This window comes from Micromonospora sp. NPDC049089 (genome assembly GCF_040648775.1).
GTDB lineage: Bacteria > Actinomycetota > Actinomycetes > Mycobacteriales > Micromonosporaceae > Micromonospora.
Genome location: NZ_JBEZEH010000017.1, coordinates 1 through 13,745 on the forward strand (window position 1 = coordinate 1; position 13,745 = coordinate 13,745).

Here is a 13,745-nt window from a genome sequence, read left to right on the forward strand (position 1 = left end):
CCCCGCTCAGGGTGCCGAGGTCGACGACCCGATAGCTGTGCGGGGGTGACGGCGCTGCGACGGCGGGAGCGGGAGCGAGGGTGATCATCGCGACGGCGGTCGTCGCTGCGGTCAGCAGGGGACGCGGGGACACCATGGACGCCAAGGGGGACGCTCCTCGGATCGGAGCGGCGACGACCCGGCGGACGGGCGCGGGGCAACCGCCACTGCGCGTTCGATCGGTAACGCACAGTAGATCCGGTGTCGTGGCGGCACGCCAGGGACCGAACGGTCACCGACGCATGAGGTGCGCGTCGGTCAGGGGCCGTGCGGCAGCGGCTGCGCCAGTGCCCGCAGGTCCGCCGGGAGTTGGGCCAGGGCGTCCTCGAACTCCCGGTGCCCGACCACCCGGTGCATCGTCTGGAGCACCGCCCGGGTGCCCCGCTCGGCGGCCGGACGGTCGATCCCGGCGCGGTCGGCGACCCGGCTCAGGAACTCGTCGTAGCCGAACGTTTCCGGCGGCTCGGCGGCCTTGACCAGCAGTGGGCTCAGCTCATCGGCCAGGTGGGGGGCCAACGCGCCCGCCTCCCCGCCGCTGAGCCGCTCGGTGAGGGTCCGCAGGACCGCCTCGGTGAGCGGGCGTGCCTGCTCCGGCGGGAGACCCGCCCGTGCCGCAACCTTGTCGACGAACGCCAGCTCGGCCATGCCCCCGCCCTTCGCTCTCGGAAACGCGTGGCTACCCGGGCCCACCGGCAGCAAACCCGGCAGCCACAGCGGGGATGGTTCTGCTGGTTGCTCCGCGCGGTGCCGTCGGCTTCTCGTACGGTGAGGTCGGACCGGGAACCCGACGGCTGCCCGACGGCGGCCCGTGCCGCAGGAGGAGCAGATGGCCCTCGACCTGCCCGACGTGATCGACCGGTACTTCCGGGCCGTCAACGACCGGGATCTGGACGCCTTCGTCGCCTGCTTCGCGGACACCGCGAGCGTCGCCGACGAAGACCGCCTGTACGACGGACGGGCCTCGATCCGCGCCTGGCGGCAGAAGACGATGGACGCCTACGCGTACACCGCGGAGCCGGTCCGGGTCACGTCGCAGGCGGGCGACTCGTACCTGGCTGTCACCCGGGTGTCCGGTGACTTCCCCGGAAGCCCGATCGAGCTGCGGTACCGGTTCACGCTGCGCGACGGGCTGATCGGCGCCCTGGACATCCGTCCCTGACGGCGAGGGGGCCCACTGACACGAGAGGAATGCGGTGCCGCGAGTCTGGCTCATCACCGGCTGTTCGGCGCGATGGCGGGAGTTGAGCGAATCGATAGCCTTCGACGCGGCACCCTGACCCGACTGCCCTACCGGACCGGCGAGGCCGGTCAGGCCGGCCCGTAGGTGATCAACCGCCGAACGGACGAGACAGTCAAGAGGGCGGTGGGTGACATGATGTGGCGGCAACAGCTACGAGAAGGGTTCCGCTGCCCGATGGCGCACTTTGAGGCTCGCACGCCCACGACACCCGCGCGGAACGCGGTGCCGCTGGTCGGGCAGCCGCATCGGGCGGGCTGATGCCGGGCGAGCGACCGGAGACCGTGGCCGAGCAGAATGTCCCCACCCACGCCGCAGACACCATGGCGTATCAGGTCGCGACGGACATTCGGGCGCTGCGCGCATTCGTCAGCGCCGGTGCGCTGGCCCGTGGCCTGTCGGACGAGGGGGCGGAGCTGTTGACGCTGGCCGTCAGTGAGTTGGCCACCAACACGTTGCAGCACACCACCGGCGGTGGCTGGGTGCGACTCTGGGCCGAGCCGGGTCAGCTGATCTGCGACGTCGTCGACCACGGGCCGACGCGGGCGTTCGGCCGAAGCATGCCGGCCACCGACTCGGTACGGGGTCGCGGGCTGGCGATCGTGGAGCAGATCTGTGACGAGGTCGCCGTGCTCACCAGTCCCGGGGAGACCGTCGTACGGATTCGCCTGAGTCTGTGAACCTCGGCGGCGATCCCCACCCGCCCACGCCAGGTTGACTGCCACAATGCGGACAGCTCGGGCCGACGGTGGCACCGGGTCGGACCCGAACGGGAGGACGCCCCGATGCCGGACAGCGCACGCGAGGCCGAGCTGCTCGACGCCGAGCGCACCCTGCAGGCCGCCCAACGGGCCGGTGACGTCGCCGCCCTCGATCAGCTGCTGGTCGACCAGCTGATCGCCATCGGCCCGGACGGGCGTACCCACAGCAAGCAGGATGACCTGGCCGCTCACCGGGACCGACGCTCGGTCGTCGAGGAGTTGGTGGAGGAGGAGCTGGACCTGCTCGTGGTCGGAGCGACGGGGGTGACGTTCTTCCTGGGCCGCGTGTCCGGCGTCCTCGAGGGAACGCCGTTCGCCGCGCGGCTGCGCTACACCCGGACGTGGGTCCACGACGACCCGCACGGCTGGCGGGTCCTGGCCGCACACATCAGCCCGGTCTGACTCAGGCTGGCGTCCTCAGTTCACTGTGGCGTCGATCGCGCCGAGGCGCAGGGTGCCGTCGTTGAGGGGCGTGCAGCGGATGCCGCCGGTGGTGCGCAGCGCTTTCCACGCCCCCGGTCCGACAGTGACGTCCATCCAGGCACACGGTCGGGCCGCCCGGTTGACCCGCAGGCTGACCGGGCCGTCGCCGGAATCCAGCACCAGCACTCTGCCGATCAGCTCGTCCACGGCGATCCCGGTGGTGAGGATGTTTCGCCGCACCTCGGTCAGGCCGATGCCGACCGGCAGCGATTCGCGGGCGATGACAGTGACGCTCGCGTCGCGGTGTGCCTGCTGACCGAAGTACCTGTCGCCGACGATGCCGAGGCCGGCCCGGATCCGGACGGCGTCGACCAGCTCGCCGGGTGGGGCCGGGGCCGGGCCGTCGGCGGGCCGGCCCAGGAAGCGGTGCACGGGCGAGGCCAGCAACTCGACGATCTCCGGCATGGCAGGAATTCTACGAACCGGACAGGGCCGCCGGGGCAGGTCGACGGATGCGCGGTGCCGCCTCTCTTGCCAGGCGACCTCCGCTGTTCTATAACTGTTGCATGAGTTCTATAACAGTACGACCGGCGGGCGTTCCGGGGCGATACGGGAGCTACGGCGGGCGGTACGTGCCGGAGTCTCTGATCCCCGCCTGCGAAGCGGTCGCCGAGGCCTTCTCGCAGGCGTGGGCAGACCCCGGGTTCCGCGGCAGTCTCGCCGCGCTGCTGTCGGCCCACGTGGGACGGCCGACACCGCTGACGCCGGCCGTGCGACTGTCGACCGAACTCGGCGTGACGGTGCTGCTCAAGCGGGAGGATCTGACGCACACCGGATCACACAAGATCAACAATGTGCTCGGGCAGGCGTTGCTGGCCCGACGCATGGGGCGCACGCGTCTGATTGCCGAGACCGGGGCGGGCATGCACGGCGTCGCGACGGCGACGGCCGGCGCCCTGCTGGGCTTACCGGTGAAGGTGTTCATGGGCGAACGCGACGTGGAACGCCAGGCGCACAACGTCTTCCGTATGCGGCTGCTGGGTGCCGAGGTCGTTCCGGTGACCACCGGCAGTCGGACGCTGAAGGACGCCACCAGCGAGGCCATGCGCCACTGGGTGACAGACGTCGACGAGGCGTACTACTGCGTGGGCTCGGTCATCGGTCCGCACCCCTATCCGATGATGGTCCGCGAGTTCCAGCGCGTCATCGGTGACGAGGCCCGGCGGCAGTGCGCGGCCGAGCTGCCCGCTGCCACCCCCGACTACGTGGTCGCCTGCGTCGGCGGGGGCAGCAACGCGGCGGGCACGTTCGCCGGGTTCGTCGAGACCCCGGCGAAGCTCGTCGGGGTGGAAGCCGAGGGCGGCTCCGGCGCGACGAACGGGGAGATCGGCGTCCTGCACGGCTTCCAGTCGCTGTTCCTCCAGGACGAACACGGGCAGATCAAGGAGGCGCACTCGATCGCCGCCGGGCTGGACTACCCGGGCGTCGGCCCCGAGCACGCGTACCTGCGCGATCTGGGGCGCGCCCGGTATGTCACCGCCTCCGACGGGGAGGCGATCGCGGCCGCGGTCCGGCTCGCGCGGTCGGAGGGCGTGCTGCCCGCCATCGAGTCGGCCCACGCGCTCGCCTGGGTCGTCCGCGCCGCCGGCACGCCGGAGCTACCCAGAGGATCGACGGTGCTCGTCACCCTCTCGGGGCGCGGCGACAAGGACATCACCACCCTGATCGCGGAAGCGGAGCTCGCATGAAGCTACTGATGCCCTACATCACGGGCGGGATCGTGCCCGGCTGGACGGCGTACCTGAACGCCTTCGAGGACGCCGGAGCCGACATGGTCGAGGTCGGGCTCCCGTTCTCCGACCCGACGGTGGACGGCCGCACCATTCAGGAGGCCTCGGACGCGGCGCTCGCCCGAGGCGCGACGCCCGCCTCGGTCCTGGGAGACCTCGCCACGGCGCGGACAGGCATCCCCCTCGTGGCCAGCACGTACGCCAACATCGCGCTACGACCCGGGTTCGGCGACGCGCTGACGGCGGCCGGGGTGACCGGGCTGATCGTGCCCGACCTGCCCCTCGACGAGCTGGCCGGGCTGGACGTGCCGGGCGTCCAGGTGAGCCTGCTCGCCTCCCCCGCCACGCCCGACGACCGGCTCGCCGAGATCGGCCGACGCAGTCAAGGTTTCGTGTACGCCATCTCGATCATGGGCACGACCGGCGAACGCGACCGGCTCGCACCGTCGGCCGTCACTCTGGCCGCCCGACTCAAGCAGGTCACTGATCTACCCGTGCTGCTGGGTTTTGGCATCTCCACCCCGGAACACGCGGGCGAGGCGGCGGCGGTCGCCGACGGAGTCATCGTCGGCGCGGCCGTCATGCGGCGCATCCTCGACGGGGCGGGTCCCACCGAGGTCGGCGCCTTCGTGGCGTCGCTGCGGGCCGCGTTGTCTCAGGTGGCTACCGTGCGATGATCGGCGGTGGCCGTCGATGACGGGAGCGGACAGTCGACGCATCGGGAGACAGAACAGTGGCACGCTACCGGGCCATCGCCGCCGACCTCGCCGCCAAGATCCGCGACGGTCGCTACGCGCCGGGTGAGGCGTTGCCCGCGCAGCGCGAACTGAGCACGGCGTACGGCGTCACTCTGATGACGCTGCGGCAGGCCCTACGCGAACTGAGCGCCGAGGGCCTGATCGTCCAGCGACCCGGCAAGGGCACCTATGTCGCACCTGCTCATGCCGCGTACCAGCTCGGATCGTTGCGGAGCTTCGGCGACGACCTGCGCGAGCAGGGCCACGAGGTCCACACGACGGTGATCTCCCGCGCGCAGCGCCGCGTGCCGTCGCGCGTCGCGGCCCGGCTGCGGGTCCGCGAGGCCGAGACGGGCCTGCGCCTGGAGCGGGTCCGCGCGTTCGCCGGCCGCCGCGCCATCCATCAGATTTCCTGGGTACGCGAGCCGCACGCGAACCGGTTGCACGACGTGGACTTCACCGGCACCTCGTTGTACGCGGCCCTGGCCGACCTGGGGGTGGTGGTGGCCCGGGCGGCGGAGACGATTCGACCGGAGGTGCTGAACGCGGACGTGGCCCGGCACCTGGACGAGGCCGAGGGGGCGCCGGTGCTGGTCAGTGACCGGATCACGTACGCGCCCGACGGGACGGCCCTGGTGACCGACCGGGCCACGATGCTGGGCAGCATGATGCAGATCACCGCCGACCGGGCCGCCACCGGGTTGTCCCTCCACTACGGAGCGGTCTAGCCGGCCCGGCGTGCTCCTCGCCATTGATCTCGCACGGTCGCGACGGTTGCCCGGTGGGGACGGCGGCGTGAGCCGTCGCCGTCCCCACCGTGACCCGGTTCAGGCCGGCGCGCCGTTGACGGTCAGGTTGCGCAGTCGGCCCACGTTGTCGAACGAGCCGAAGCCGACCCGCCCCGAGCCGAACGTGGTGTCCTTCGCGGTCAGCAGCGGGTCCCGGTGCCCGTCGACGTAGACGGCGATCTCGCCGGTGGCCGGCAGGTGCACCACCCGCACCTGGTGCCACCTGGCGTCGGTGATCGCCGGGTTGGCGCCCCGCGAGCGGCCGTTCCACTGGTGGTCGATGCGCTCCCGGTCGGCGTTGTCCACCTTGAAGATGCCGTTGTGCGGATAGATCGTGTTGTCGGTGGAGAGGTGGGCGTAGTAGAACTCGGTGTCCGAGCGCCAGCCGAAGACGATGATCACGTCCCGGTTGGTGACCTCCACCGGGGTGTCGAGTCGTACCTGGGCGTCGACCCGCACCGACGACCACGCCGGTCCGTTGGTCAGCACTGCGTACTCGAAGGGCCGGCGCGGGCCCGGCCGGCTCTCCCCGGCCTCGGCCAGGACGACCTGGTCGTGTGTGAACTGCCACTTCGCCGGCGTCACCGGTGCCCAGTTGGTGGCTCCGGTGGTACGGCGGACTGTGACGTCCCCGACGTCACCGCTGGCGAACTCTCGGGTGCCGGTCACCTTCCAGACCTTTCCGTTGGCCTTCGCGACGACGTAGAGCTCACCGGCGGCGTCGGTGCCGAAGCGCAGGTCCACCCGGTTGGGGTCACCGGGCGCGCCCGGTGCGGACAGGTCGCGCATCCGGACCGGTGTGCCCGCCTCGTCGAAGAGCGCGAGCTGGTGGATAGTGGCCAGCTCCCGGCCCCGGCGCATCTCGTTGGCCTCGGTGTAGAGCACCCGACCGTCGACCAGGTCGCCGAAGACGTACTTGCCGCGCAGCGCTGGCAGCGCCCGCCCCCGGTAGACGAAGCCGCCGGCCACCGCGACACCGACATCGTCGGTGCAGTTCCAACCGGCTGCGGGGTCGTGGTCGTACGCGGCGACCGGGTAGGTGTAGCCGTAGCTGTCGTCGTCGGCGGGCAGCGGGAGCAGCCGGTCGCAGGGGTTCGTGGCCGCCTTGTCGAAGACGAAGGAGCCTTCGCGCTCGCTCCAGCCGAAGTTGTCCCCGGCACGGACTTCGTAGATCGCCTCGACTGCGTGTTCGCCGATGTGCCCGAGGTACATCCGGCCGGTCGCCCGGTCCCAGCTGAACCGGTGCGGGTCCCGGAAACCCACGGCGTAGAGCTCGCCGAGCGCGCCGGCCCGGCCGACGAACGGGTTCCCGGCCGGGATGCCGTAGCGCCCGTTCGCGGAGTTGGTGCCCCGCGGGTCGATCCGGAGCAGCTTGCCGTGCGGCAGGGCCAGGTTCTGCGGATCGGTGTTGCGAGCACCCTGGCCACCGTCGCCGACGGCCAGGTACAGCAACCCGTAGTCGCGGTCGTGGCGCTTGGCAGTGGGGTTGAAGTTGATCTCCTGGATGCCGTGGACCTGGCCGCCGAAACCGATGCGCAGCACCTCCCGGTGCGTACCGGCGAAGGTGGCGGCGGCGGGATCCGTCGCCGTCCACTCGGTGATGACGCCGTGGAAGAGCGTGTTGGGCTGGGCGTAGTCCGCAACGGCGGTCGTCGTCGACGCCAACTCGGTGTGGATGGTGTAGAACCGGCCGTTCACACCGAACTCCGGGTGGAACGCGACGTACCCGAAGCCCTGGCCGAGCCCACGACCGGAGAAGAACCGCGGCGCGAACGTCGCGGCCACGTCCAGGTAGACGTGCGGCACGCCGCCCTCGACCAGGTAGAGGCTGCCGTTGAGGTCGGGCACCGCCCGCCGGCCGGAGCCGTCGGGCACCTCCATGATGGTGTTGATCCGCGCGGTACGCATGAGCCGCGCGTCGGTCGGCGCCGGTGTCGGATACGACTGCGGGAAGCTGGCGTACTCGCTGAGGACCAGCCCGAGTCGGGACTGGACCGGCATGTCGGGGATCGGGTCGTCGACCGCGTCCGCGGCTCGCGCGGGTGTGGCGACCAGTGTGGACAGGATCAGCACGAGGGCGGTGAGGCCGGCCCTCAGTGTGGGCCGGCGGACGGCGCCGGCGCGGCGGTGCAGGGTGCGCACGCGTGTCTCCTTCTCGGTGGGACGGTGCCGAGGGTGGTCAGCGGGCAAGGTGGCGGTACTGCCTCCGCACGTCGTTCGCGGAGACCACACTGTCGAGGAACATCAGGCCGTCCATCCGGCAGTCGCACGGGTTGCGTTCCAGGTTGTCCTGGGGGAAGCTGCCGCCGATCTTGATGCCCCGGGGGTCGGACGCCGTGGTCACGTGCGGGCCCGGCCCGGAGACCAGCCACGGGTCGTCGGCGCGGGTGTAGAAGCCGTCCACCGGTTCACCGTTGCGGTAAAGGGCGAGCGCGCCGGTGGCGAAGTCGAAGGTGGCGGCCAGGTGCACCCACTCCCCCATGGGCAGCAGCTCACGCCAGTCCCGGGTGGCGGCGAACGTCTGTGAGTTGCCGCCGTCGAGCCGCCGGCCGAGCGCGACGAGACGCAACTCCCCGTCGACGTCGATCAGCTCCAGCAGAGCGCGGACGCCGTGGCCGTCGGAGTCGCCGGTCAGCACTCCGGCCAGCCCGATCGCGTTGTACCTGTCGTTGGGATCGGCGGTGGTGGAGTTGGGTAGCGGGCGGTCCATGTTCAGCTTGAACCAGCCCATGACCGTGGTGCCGGCGGTGCCGCTGAAGGCACGTAGTGTCCGCACCCCGCTGGCCGACCAGGTGCCGGCCTTCCAGTCGTCGTCGCCGGCGACGGCGGGATCGATCTGCCGGGTCTGCACCGCGTTGCGGCTGCCCCGGTAGGCGCCCTCCGGCACCCGCATGGCGGCACCGCCGTTGATCAGCTCGATCTCGGTGCCGGAACGCCCCTGGTCGCGCTCCAGTGCGGGGTCGCCAGGCACCGGGTGGTCGAAGTCGTACGCGGCGACCAGGTGCGCGCGCAGCGCCGGGTGGACGGCGGACGGGATGCTGCGATCCGCCTGCGCCGGTGGCGCACTGGCGCCGGTCAGTGCGCCGATCGCCAGGAGGGAGACGGCCGCTCGTCGGGCCCTGGACATGGCTGTCACCTCGTTTCGCGGCATCACGGATGCCGGTCACGTAAGCGCTTACGAAAGCGCTTACGTACCCTAGGCTTCGATCGGTGCCGATCGCAACAGATCGGATGACATGGATGTCTTCGGAGGGTTGCCGATGCCCAGGGCCAGCCAACGGCCGCGCCTCGTGGACGTCGCCGAACACGCTGCCGTCTCGCTGGCGACGGCCTCCCGAGCGCTCGCCGGCCGCGAGGGGGTCAGCGCCGAGGTCGCCGACCGGATCCGGCAGATCGCCGGTGAGCTGGGCTATGTCGCCAACCCGTACGCCCGCACCCTGGCCAGCGGGGCCACCTCCACGGTTGGGTTGATCGTCCATCAAATCGATGACCCGTACTTCTCCGAGATCGCCGCCGGGGTCATCCAACTCGCCGCCGAGCAGGGGCTGCTGGTGCAGATCTGCCAGTCCGGCCGCGACCCCGGCTACGAGCTGCAACAGCTGCGCCACCTGATCGCCCAGCGGGTCGGCATCGTCCTGATCAGTGGTTCCGGCTACGACGACCCCCGGATGGAGAGCGCGGCCCGCGCCGAGTTGGCCGCGTTCCAGGACCACGGCGGACGGGCCGCTGCCATCGGACGGCACACGCTCGGCGTCGACGCCGTCCTACCGGACAACGAGGCCGGCGGTCACGCCCTCGCCCAGCACCTGATGGACCTCGGTCACCGGCGGATCGCTGTCGCCGCGGGCAGCGCCGGCCTCACGACGGTCGCCGACCGGCTGGCCGGTGTGTCGTCGGCCCTGCGGCAGCGCGTGCGCTCCCCCGCCGACCTCGCCGTCGTGCACAGCGACTTCACCCGCGGCGGGGGGCGCGCCGCCGCCGAGCAGATCCTCAACGAGCATCCCGAAACCACGGCGATCATCGCGCTCAACGACGCGATGGCCATGGGTGTGCTGTCGACGCTGCGGTCCCGCCGCGTGCCGGTGCCCGCGCGGATGTCCGTGGTCGGCTTCGACGACGTCTCCGTGGCGGCCGACCTGGCACCCAGCCTGACCACCATCCGCCTGCCGATGACCGAGATGGGTCGCACGGCACTCACCCTCGCGCTCAAGCCGCGCACGACACGCCCGCGCCGCCGCCCCACCGGGCACCTGCTGGTCGTCCGCGACTCGACCGGGCCCGCGCCGGGAAGCTGACCGACGCCACCCCGATCAGACGGCCAGGGCCGCCCGGACGTCCCGCTCGGCCGTGACACCCCCGTCGCCGGACGAGGTGACCCGACCGGACTCCAGGACGTGGTAGCGGTCCGCCACCCGCAGGGCGAAACCCAGATGCTGCTCGACGAGCAGCACACTGAAGCCGGACTGCCGGGTCAACTCGACGATCCGCTCCTGGATCTCCGCAACGACCGACGGCTGGATGCCCTCGGTCGGCTCGTCGAGCATCAGCAGCCGCGGCCGGGTGATCAGGGCGCGGGCGATGGCCAACTGCTGGCGCTGACCGCCGGATAGCAGCCCGGCCCGCCGCCGCAGCAGCGGGCGCAACGCCGGAAACAGATCCAGCACCTCCGCCGTCGCCACCGCGCCGTCGCGCCGGCCGTCGGCGACCAGCCGCAGGTTCTCCGCCGCGGTCAGGTGCGGAAAGCACTGCTGACCCTGCGGGACGTACGCCATCCCCCGCGCCACCCGCTCGTGCGGCCCGGCGCGGGTGACGTCCTCCCCGTCCAACTCCACGGTGCCGGCACTCGGGCGCAGCAGCCCCGCCGCGACCCGCAGCAGGGTGCTCTTGCCGGCACCGTTGTGCCCGAGCACGGAGGCGACCCCGTCGGGCGGGACCGCCAGGTCGACCCCGTGCAGCACCCGAGAACGCCCGTACCCGGCGTGCACCCCACGCAGCGTCAGCATCATGCCTCCCGGCCGGTGCGGGCCGACCCGGCGTCGACCGGGTGGCCAAGGTAGACCTCCTGCACGCGCGGGTCCGCCTGGACCTGCGCGACCGTACCCTCGCTGAGCACCCGGCCGGCGTGCAGCACTGTGACGCTGCGCGCGAACCGACGCAGGAAGTCCATGTCGTGCTCGATCACGACGACAGTGCGATCCCGGCTCACCCTCTCCAACAGGACGCCGGTGGCGTCGCGTTCCTCATGGCTCATCCCGGCGACCGGCTCGTCCAGCAGCAGCAGCCGCGCGTCCTGCACCAGCAGCATGCCGATCTCCAGCCACTGCTTCTGGCCGTGCGCGAGCGTCCCGGCGAGGTCCGCGGTCCGCTCGGCCAGACCGATCGTCTCCAGCGCGGCGGCGATCTCGTCCGGCACGCCCCGTCGGCGGCGGGCCAAGGTCGCCCAGCTGCGCCGCGCGCCCGCCGCGATGTCGAGGTTCTGCAACACCGATAGCTCCTCGAAGACCGTCGAGGTCTGGAAGGTCCGCCCGATGCCGAGCCGGCTGATCCGGTGCACCGGCCGGCCGAGCAGTTCCTGGTCACCGAACCGGACCGAGCCGCTGGCCCTGACCAGGCCGGTGATCGCGTCGACCAGTGTGGTCTTGCCGGCGCCGTTCGGCCCGATCAGGAACCGGATGTCGCCGGCGGGCACCTCCAGCGAGACGCCGTCCACGGCGGTGAAACCGTCGAAGCTGACCCGCACGTCACGGACGGACAAGCCGTCCAACCGCTCGCCGCTCATGCTGTGCTGACTGGGCATGCGCTCACGGCCCTCGCTGCGCTCGGTGCGTTCGCTCATGCCGCCGGCACCTCCGTCCGCTCGGCGCGTCGTCGACCCGGCGACAGCCAGCCGCGCCGCTGCGGCCGCGCGGCGACGTCACGGCGGCGGGCCAACGCCCACAGCGACGCCAGGCCTCCGGGGAGGAACGCCACCACGACCACGAAGAGCAACCCCTGAAGGTACGTCCAGGTGCCCGGAAAACGCTCGGAGAGGGCGGTACGCGCCCAGGCCACCGCCACCGCGCCGAGCACCGGCCCGAGCACCGTCGCCCGGCCGCCCACCGCGACGCCGATGACGAACTCGATCGACGGGACGATGCCGATCAGCGCGGGCGAGATGATGCCCACCGCCGGCACGAAAAGCGCCCCGGCCAGCCCGGCCATGCCCGCCGCCACCACGTACGCCACAAGCTTGACCGACGCCGGGTCGTAGCCCAGGAAGCGGACCCGTTCCTCACCGTCGCGGACCGCCACCAGCAGTTCACCGTAACGGCTGTGGATGAGCTGACGGGTCAGCGCGAGCAACGCCAGCAGCGTGCCGGCGATGATGAAGTACACCATCCGCTGGTTGACCGGGTCGTCGAGGTCGTAGCCGAAGAAGCCCTTGATGTCGGTGAGCCCGTTGGTGCCACCCGTGGTGCCCTGTTGGCCGATCAGCAGGATCACCATCGCGGCGGCGAGCGCCTGGCTGAGGATGGCGAAGTACGCGCCGCGGACGCGGCGGCGAAAGACCAGCGAGCCGAGCCCGAAGGCGACAGCCATCGGCAGCAGCACCGTGGCGGGCAGCGCGAACCACGGGCTGGCGAACGGCCGCCACCACAGCGGCAGCTCGTCGAGTTGCCCGTACAACTGCATGAAGTCGGGCATCCCACCCGGGCCCGCGTCGGCGAGCTTGAGGTGCATGGCCATCGCGTAGCCGCCGAGGCCGAAGAAGACACCCTGGCCCAGGGTGAGCATCCCGCCCCGGCCCCAGGCGATCCCGATGCCGACCGCGACCATGGCGACGCAGAGGTACTTGGCGAGCAGGGCCAGCCGGAAGTCCGACAACACCAGCGGGGCGACCGCGAACAGCAGCGCCGCGCCGAAGGCGAAGCCGGCCAGGGTCCGTAGCCGCGAGCGGCCGGCGGGGCGGCCCGGTGGTACGGCGCCGGCAGGCGCCGGGCGGACGGCGGTGCTGGGTGGCGCGGGGGTGACGGCTGTCATGCGAGGCTCCTGGTCCGCAGGGTGAACAGGCCCTGTGGCCGCCACTGGAGGAACGCGACGATCGCCACGAACACGATCACCTTGGCGACGCTGAGGGTGGTCAGGTACTCCCCGGTGGCCTGGAGCACGCCGAGGGCGAAGGCGACGATCACACTGCCCTTGAGCTGGCCGATCCCGCCGACCACGACGACCAGGAAGGCATCGATGATCAGGTTGGTGCCCATGGTCGGGCCGATCGGGCCGAGAAGGGTGAGGGCCACCCCGGCGAGCCCGGCCAGGCCGGAGCCGAGGAAGAAGGTCGTCCGGTCGACCCGGGAGGTCGCGACGCCGGAAACGGCGGCGAGGTCGCGGTTCTGCACCACCGCGCGGATACGACGTCCGAGCGGGGTGAGTCGCAGCGCCAGGGTGAGCGCCGCGACAGCGGCCAGCGCCAGGGCCAGGATGAACAGCCGGTTGTTGGCGATGGTCAGCCCGCCGGGCAGCGCCACGTTGCCGGTAAGCAGCTCGGGCGCGCGGGTCTGCACATTGGGGCTGCCGAAGATGTCCCGGGCCAGTTGTTGCAGGATCAGTGACACACCCCAGGTGACCAGCAGGGTGTCCAGGGGGCGGGCGTAGAGCCGGCGGATGAGCAGCACCTCCAGCAGGACACCCATGGTGCCGGCGACCACGAACGCCACCGGCAGCGCGACCGCCAGTGACAGGCCAGCGCCGGTGATGCTCTGTTGCAGAACGTAGGTGGTGTACGCGCCGGCCATGATGAACTCACCGTGCGCCATGTTGATCACGTTCATCTGGCCGAAGGTCAGCGCGAGGCCGAGCGCGATGAGCAGCAGCACCGCGCCGATGCTGATGCCGGTGAAAAGTTGACCGAAGAGGACTGTCACGGTGGGTACTCCGAACTGCTGGTCGGGTGGCCCGGGCGGAGCGCGCGGCAACGCGTTCCGCCCGGG

15 protein-coding genes are annotated in these 13,745 nt (G+C 71.5%); 7 read left to right on the plus strand and 8 right to left on the minus strand.

Translation table 11 applies throughout. The features are described 5' to 3' along the window. Positions 1–297: 297 nt before the first annotated feature. On the minus strand, positions 298–684 hold the full coding sequence (locus AB0B48_RS05390; protein WP_088989254.1) for a DUF2267 domain-containing protein: 387 nt from the start codon (positions 682–684) through the stop codon (positions 298–300). Between the two features lie 181 nt (positions 685–865). Here AB0B48_RS05390 and AB0B48_RS05395 point away from each other — a divergent pair, with 181 nt between their 5' ends. The 3 genes from AB0B48_RS05395 to AB0B48_RS05405 all read left to right on the plus strand — a co-directional run bounded on the left by AB0B48_RS05395 (position 866) and on the right by AB0B48_RS05405 (position 2,439). Further along, positions 866–1,198, plus strand: a complete 333-nt coding sequence (locus tag AB0B48_RS05395) for a nuclear transport factor 2 family protein (RefSeq protein ID WP_357196243.1) — start codon at positions 866–868, stop codon at positions 1,196–1,198. A 338-nt stretch (positions 1,199–1,536) separates the two neighbouring features. After that, positions 1,537–1,956: an ATP-binding protein gene (locus AB0B48_RS05400; protein WP_357196245.1), complete on the plus strand. Its 420-nt coding sequence runs from the start codon at positions 1,537–1,539 to the stop codon at positions 1,954–1,956. Between the two features lie 105 nt (positions 1,957–2,061). Next, positions 2,062–2,439 (plus strand): nuclear transport factor 2 family protein, encoded by a 378-nt coding sequence (locus tag AB0B48_RS05405; protein WP_357196248.1) that lies wholly within the window; start codon positions 2,062–2,064, stop codon positions 2,437–2,439. A gap of 15 nt (positions 2,440–2,454) precedes the next feature. Here AB0B48_RS05405 and AB0B48_RS05410 read toward each other — a convergent pair whose 3' ends face one another. Continuing rightward, entirely contained in the window at positions 2,455–2,925 is a 471-nt protein-coding gene (locus AB0B48_RS05410) for a molybdenum cofactor biosysynthesis protein (RefSeq protein WP_355006695.1), read from the minus strand. A 101-nt stretch (positions 2,926–3,026) separates the two neighbouring features. On the opposite strand from AB0B48_RS05410, the gene trpB reads away from it, so the two are divergent. The 3 genes from trpB to AB0B48_RS05425 are packed head-to-tail and all read left to right on the plus strand — an operon-like array spanning position 3,027 to position 5,715. Then, on the plus strand, positions 3,027–4,208 hold the full coding sequence (gene trpB, locus AB0B48_RS05415; RefSeq protein WP_357196251.1) for a tryptophan synthase subunit beta: 1,182 nt from the start codon (positions 3,027–3,029) through the stop codon (positions 4,206–4,208). Further along, a complete protein-coding gene (gene trpA / locus AB0B48_RS05420) occupies positions 4,205–4,927 on the plus strand; it encodes a tryptophan synthase subunit alpha (protein ID WP_357196254.1) in 723 nt (240 codons plus the stop codon). Before trpB ends, trpA begins: the two co-directional genes overlap by 4 nt. Before the next feature lie 56 nt (positions 4,928–4,983). Then, entirely contained in the window at positions 4,984–5,715 is a 732-nt protein-coding gene (locus AB0B48_RS05425; protein WP_357196257.1) for a GntR family transcriptional regulator, read from the plus strand. Between the two features lie 99 nt (positions 5,716–5,814). Here the strand turns inward: AB0B48_RS05425 and AB0B48_RS05430 are convergent, their stop codons facing one another. Together AB0B48_RS05430 and AB0B48_RS05435 are read right to left on the minus strand one after the other, a co-directional pair. Further along, complete coding sequence (locus AB0B48_RS05430; protein ID WP_357196260.1) at positions 5,815–7,917, minus strand: PQQ-dependent sugar dehydrogenase; 2,103 nt, start codon at positions 7,915–7,917, stop codon at positions 5,815–5,817. Between the two features lie 37 nt (positions 7,918–7,954). Continuing rightward, the gene (locus AB0B48_RS05435) at positions 7,955–8,902 is read right to left on the minus strand and encodes a LamG-like jellyroll fold domain-containing protein (RefSeq protein ID WP_357196263.1); all 948 of its coding nucleotides are present in this window, start codon (positions 8,900–8,902) and stop codon (positions 7,955–7,957) included. A gap of 133 nt (positions 8,903–9,035) precedes the next feature. Between AB0B48_RS05435 and AB0B48_RS05440 the strand changes: the two genes are divergently transcribed. Then, on the plus strand, positions 9,036–10,070 hold the full coding sequence (locus tag AB0B48_RS05440; RefSeq protein ID WP_357196266.1) for a LacI family DNA-binding transcriptional regulator: 1,035 nt from the start codon (positions 9,036–9,038) through the stop codon (positions 10,068–10,070). A 15-nt stretch (positions 10,071–10,085) separates the two neighbouring features. Here the strand turns inward: AB0B48_RS05440 and urtE are convergent, their stop codons facing one another. The 4 genes from urtE to urtB are packed head-to-tail and all read right to left on the minus strand — an operon-like array spanning position 10,086 to position 13,679. Next, positions 10,086–10,778 (minus strand): urea ABC transporter ATP-binding subunit UrtE, encoded by a 693-nt coding sequence (gene urtE, locus AB0B48_RS05445; protein WP_355006688.1) that lies wholly within the window; start codon positions 10,776–10,778, stop codon positions 10,086–10,088. Beyond that, positions 10,778–11,611 (minus strand): urea ABC transporter ATP-binding protein UrtD, encoded by an 834-nt coding sequence (gene urtD / locus AB0B48_RS05450; protein ID WP_357196270.1) that lies wholly within the window; start codon positions 11,609–11,611, stop codon positions 10,778–10,780. The genes urtE and urtD overlap by 1 nt, the downstream gene beginning before the upstream one ends. Beyond that, the gene (gene urtC, locus AB0B48_RS05455) at positions 11,608–12,795 is read right to left on the minus strand and encodes an urea ABC transporter permease subunit UrtC (protein WP_357196273.1); all 1,188 of its coding nucleotides are present in this window, start codon (positions 12,793–12,795) and stop codon (positions 11,608–11,610) included. Before urtC ends, urtD begins: the two co-directional genes overlap by 4 nt. Further along, positions 12,792–13,679 (minus strand): urea ABC transporter permease subunit UrtB, encoded by an 888-nt coding sequence (urtB, locus tag AB0B48_RS05460; protein WP_357196276.1) that lies wholly within the window; start codon positions 13,677–13,679, stop codon positions 12,792–12,794. The genes urtC and urtB overlap by 4 nt, the downstream gene beginning before the upstream one ends. Between the last annotated feature and the right edge of the window lie 66 nt (positions 13,680–13,745).

Excerpts from the sequence above, each read along its gene's own strand:
- trpB (WP_357196251.1), top strand. The coding sequence starts at position 3,027 with ATGAGTTCTATAACAGTACGACCGGCGGGCGTTCCGGGGCGATACGGG.
- AB0B48_RS05400 (WP_357196245.1), top strand. The coding sequence starts at position 1,537 with ATGCCGGGCGAGCGACCGGAGACCGTGGCCGAGCAGAATGTCCCCACC.
- AB0B48_RS05405 (WP_357196248.1), top strand. The coding sequence starts at position 2,062 with ATGCCGGACAGCGCACGCGAGGCCGAGCTGCTCGACGCCGAGCGCACC.
- AB0B48_RS05435 (WP_357196263.1), bottom strand. The coding sequence starts at position 8,902 with ATGTCCAGGGCCCGACGAGCGGCCGTCTCCCTCCTGGCGATCGGCGCA.
- trpA (WP_357196254.1), top strand. The coding sequence starts at position 4,205 with ATGAAGCTACTGATGCCCTACATCACGGGCGGGATCGTGCCCGGCTGG.
- urtC (WP_357196273.1), bottom strand. The coding sequence starts at position 12,795 with ATGACAGCCGTCACCCCCGCGCCACCCAGCACCGCCGTCCGCCCGGCG.
- AB0B48_RS05440 (WP_357196266.1), top strand. The coding sequence starts at position 9,036 with ATGCCCAGGGCCAGCCAACGGCCGCGCCTCGTGGACGTCGCCGAACAC.
- AB0B48_RS05410 (WP_355006695.1), bottom strand. The coding sequence starts at position 2,925 with ATGCCGGAGATCGTCGAGTTGCTGGCCTCGCCCGTGCACCGCTTCCTG.
- urtE (WP_355006688.1), bottom strand. The coding sequence starts at position 10,778 with ATGCTGACGCTGCGTGGGGTGCACGCCGGGTACGGGCGTTCTCGGGTG.
- AB0B48_RS05395 (WP_357196243.1), top strand. The coding sequence starts at position 866 with ATGGCCCTCGACCTGCCCGACGTGATCGACCGGTACTTCCGGGCCGTC.
- AB0B48_RS05390 (WP_088989254.1), bottom strand. The coding sequence starts at position 684 with ATGGCCGAGCTGGCGTTCGTCGACAAGGTTGCGGCACGGGCGGGTCTC.
- urtD (WP_357196270.1), bottom strand. The coding sequence starts at position 11,611 with ATGAGCGAACGCACCGAGCGCAGCGAGGGCCGTGAGCGCATGCCCAGT.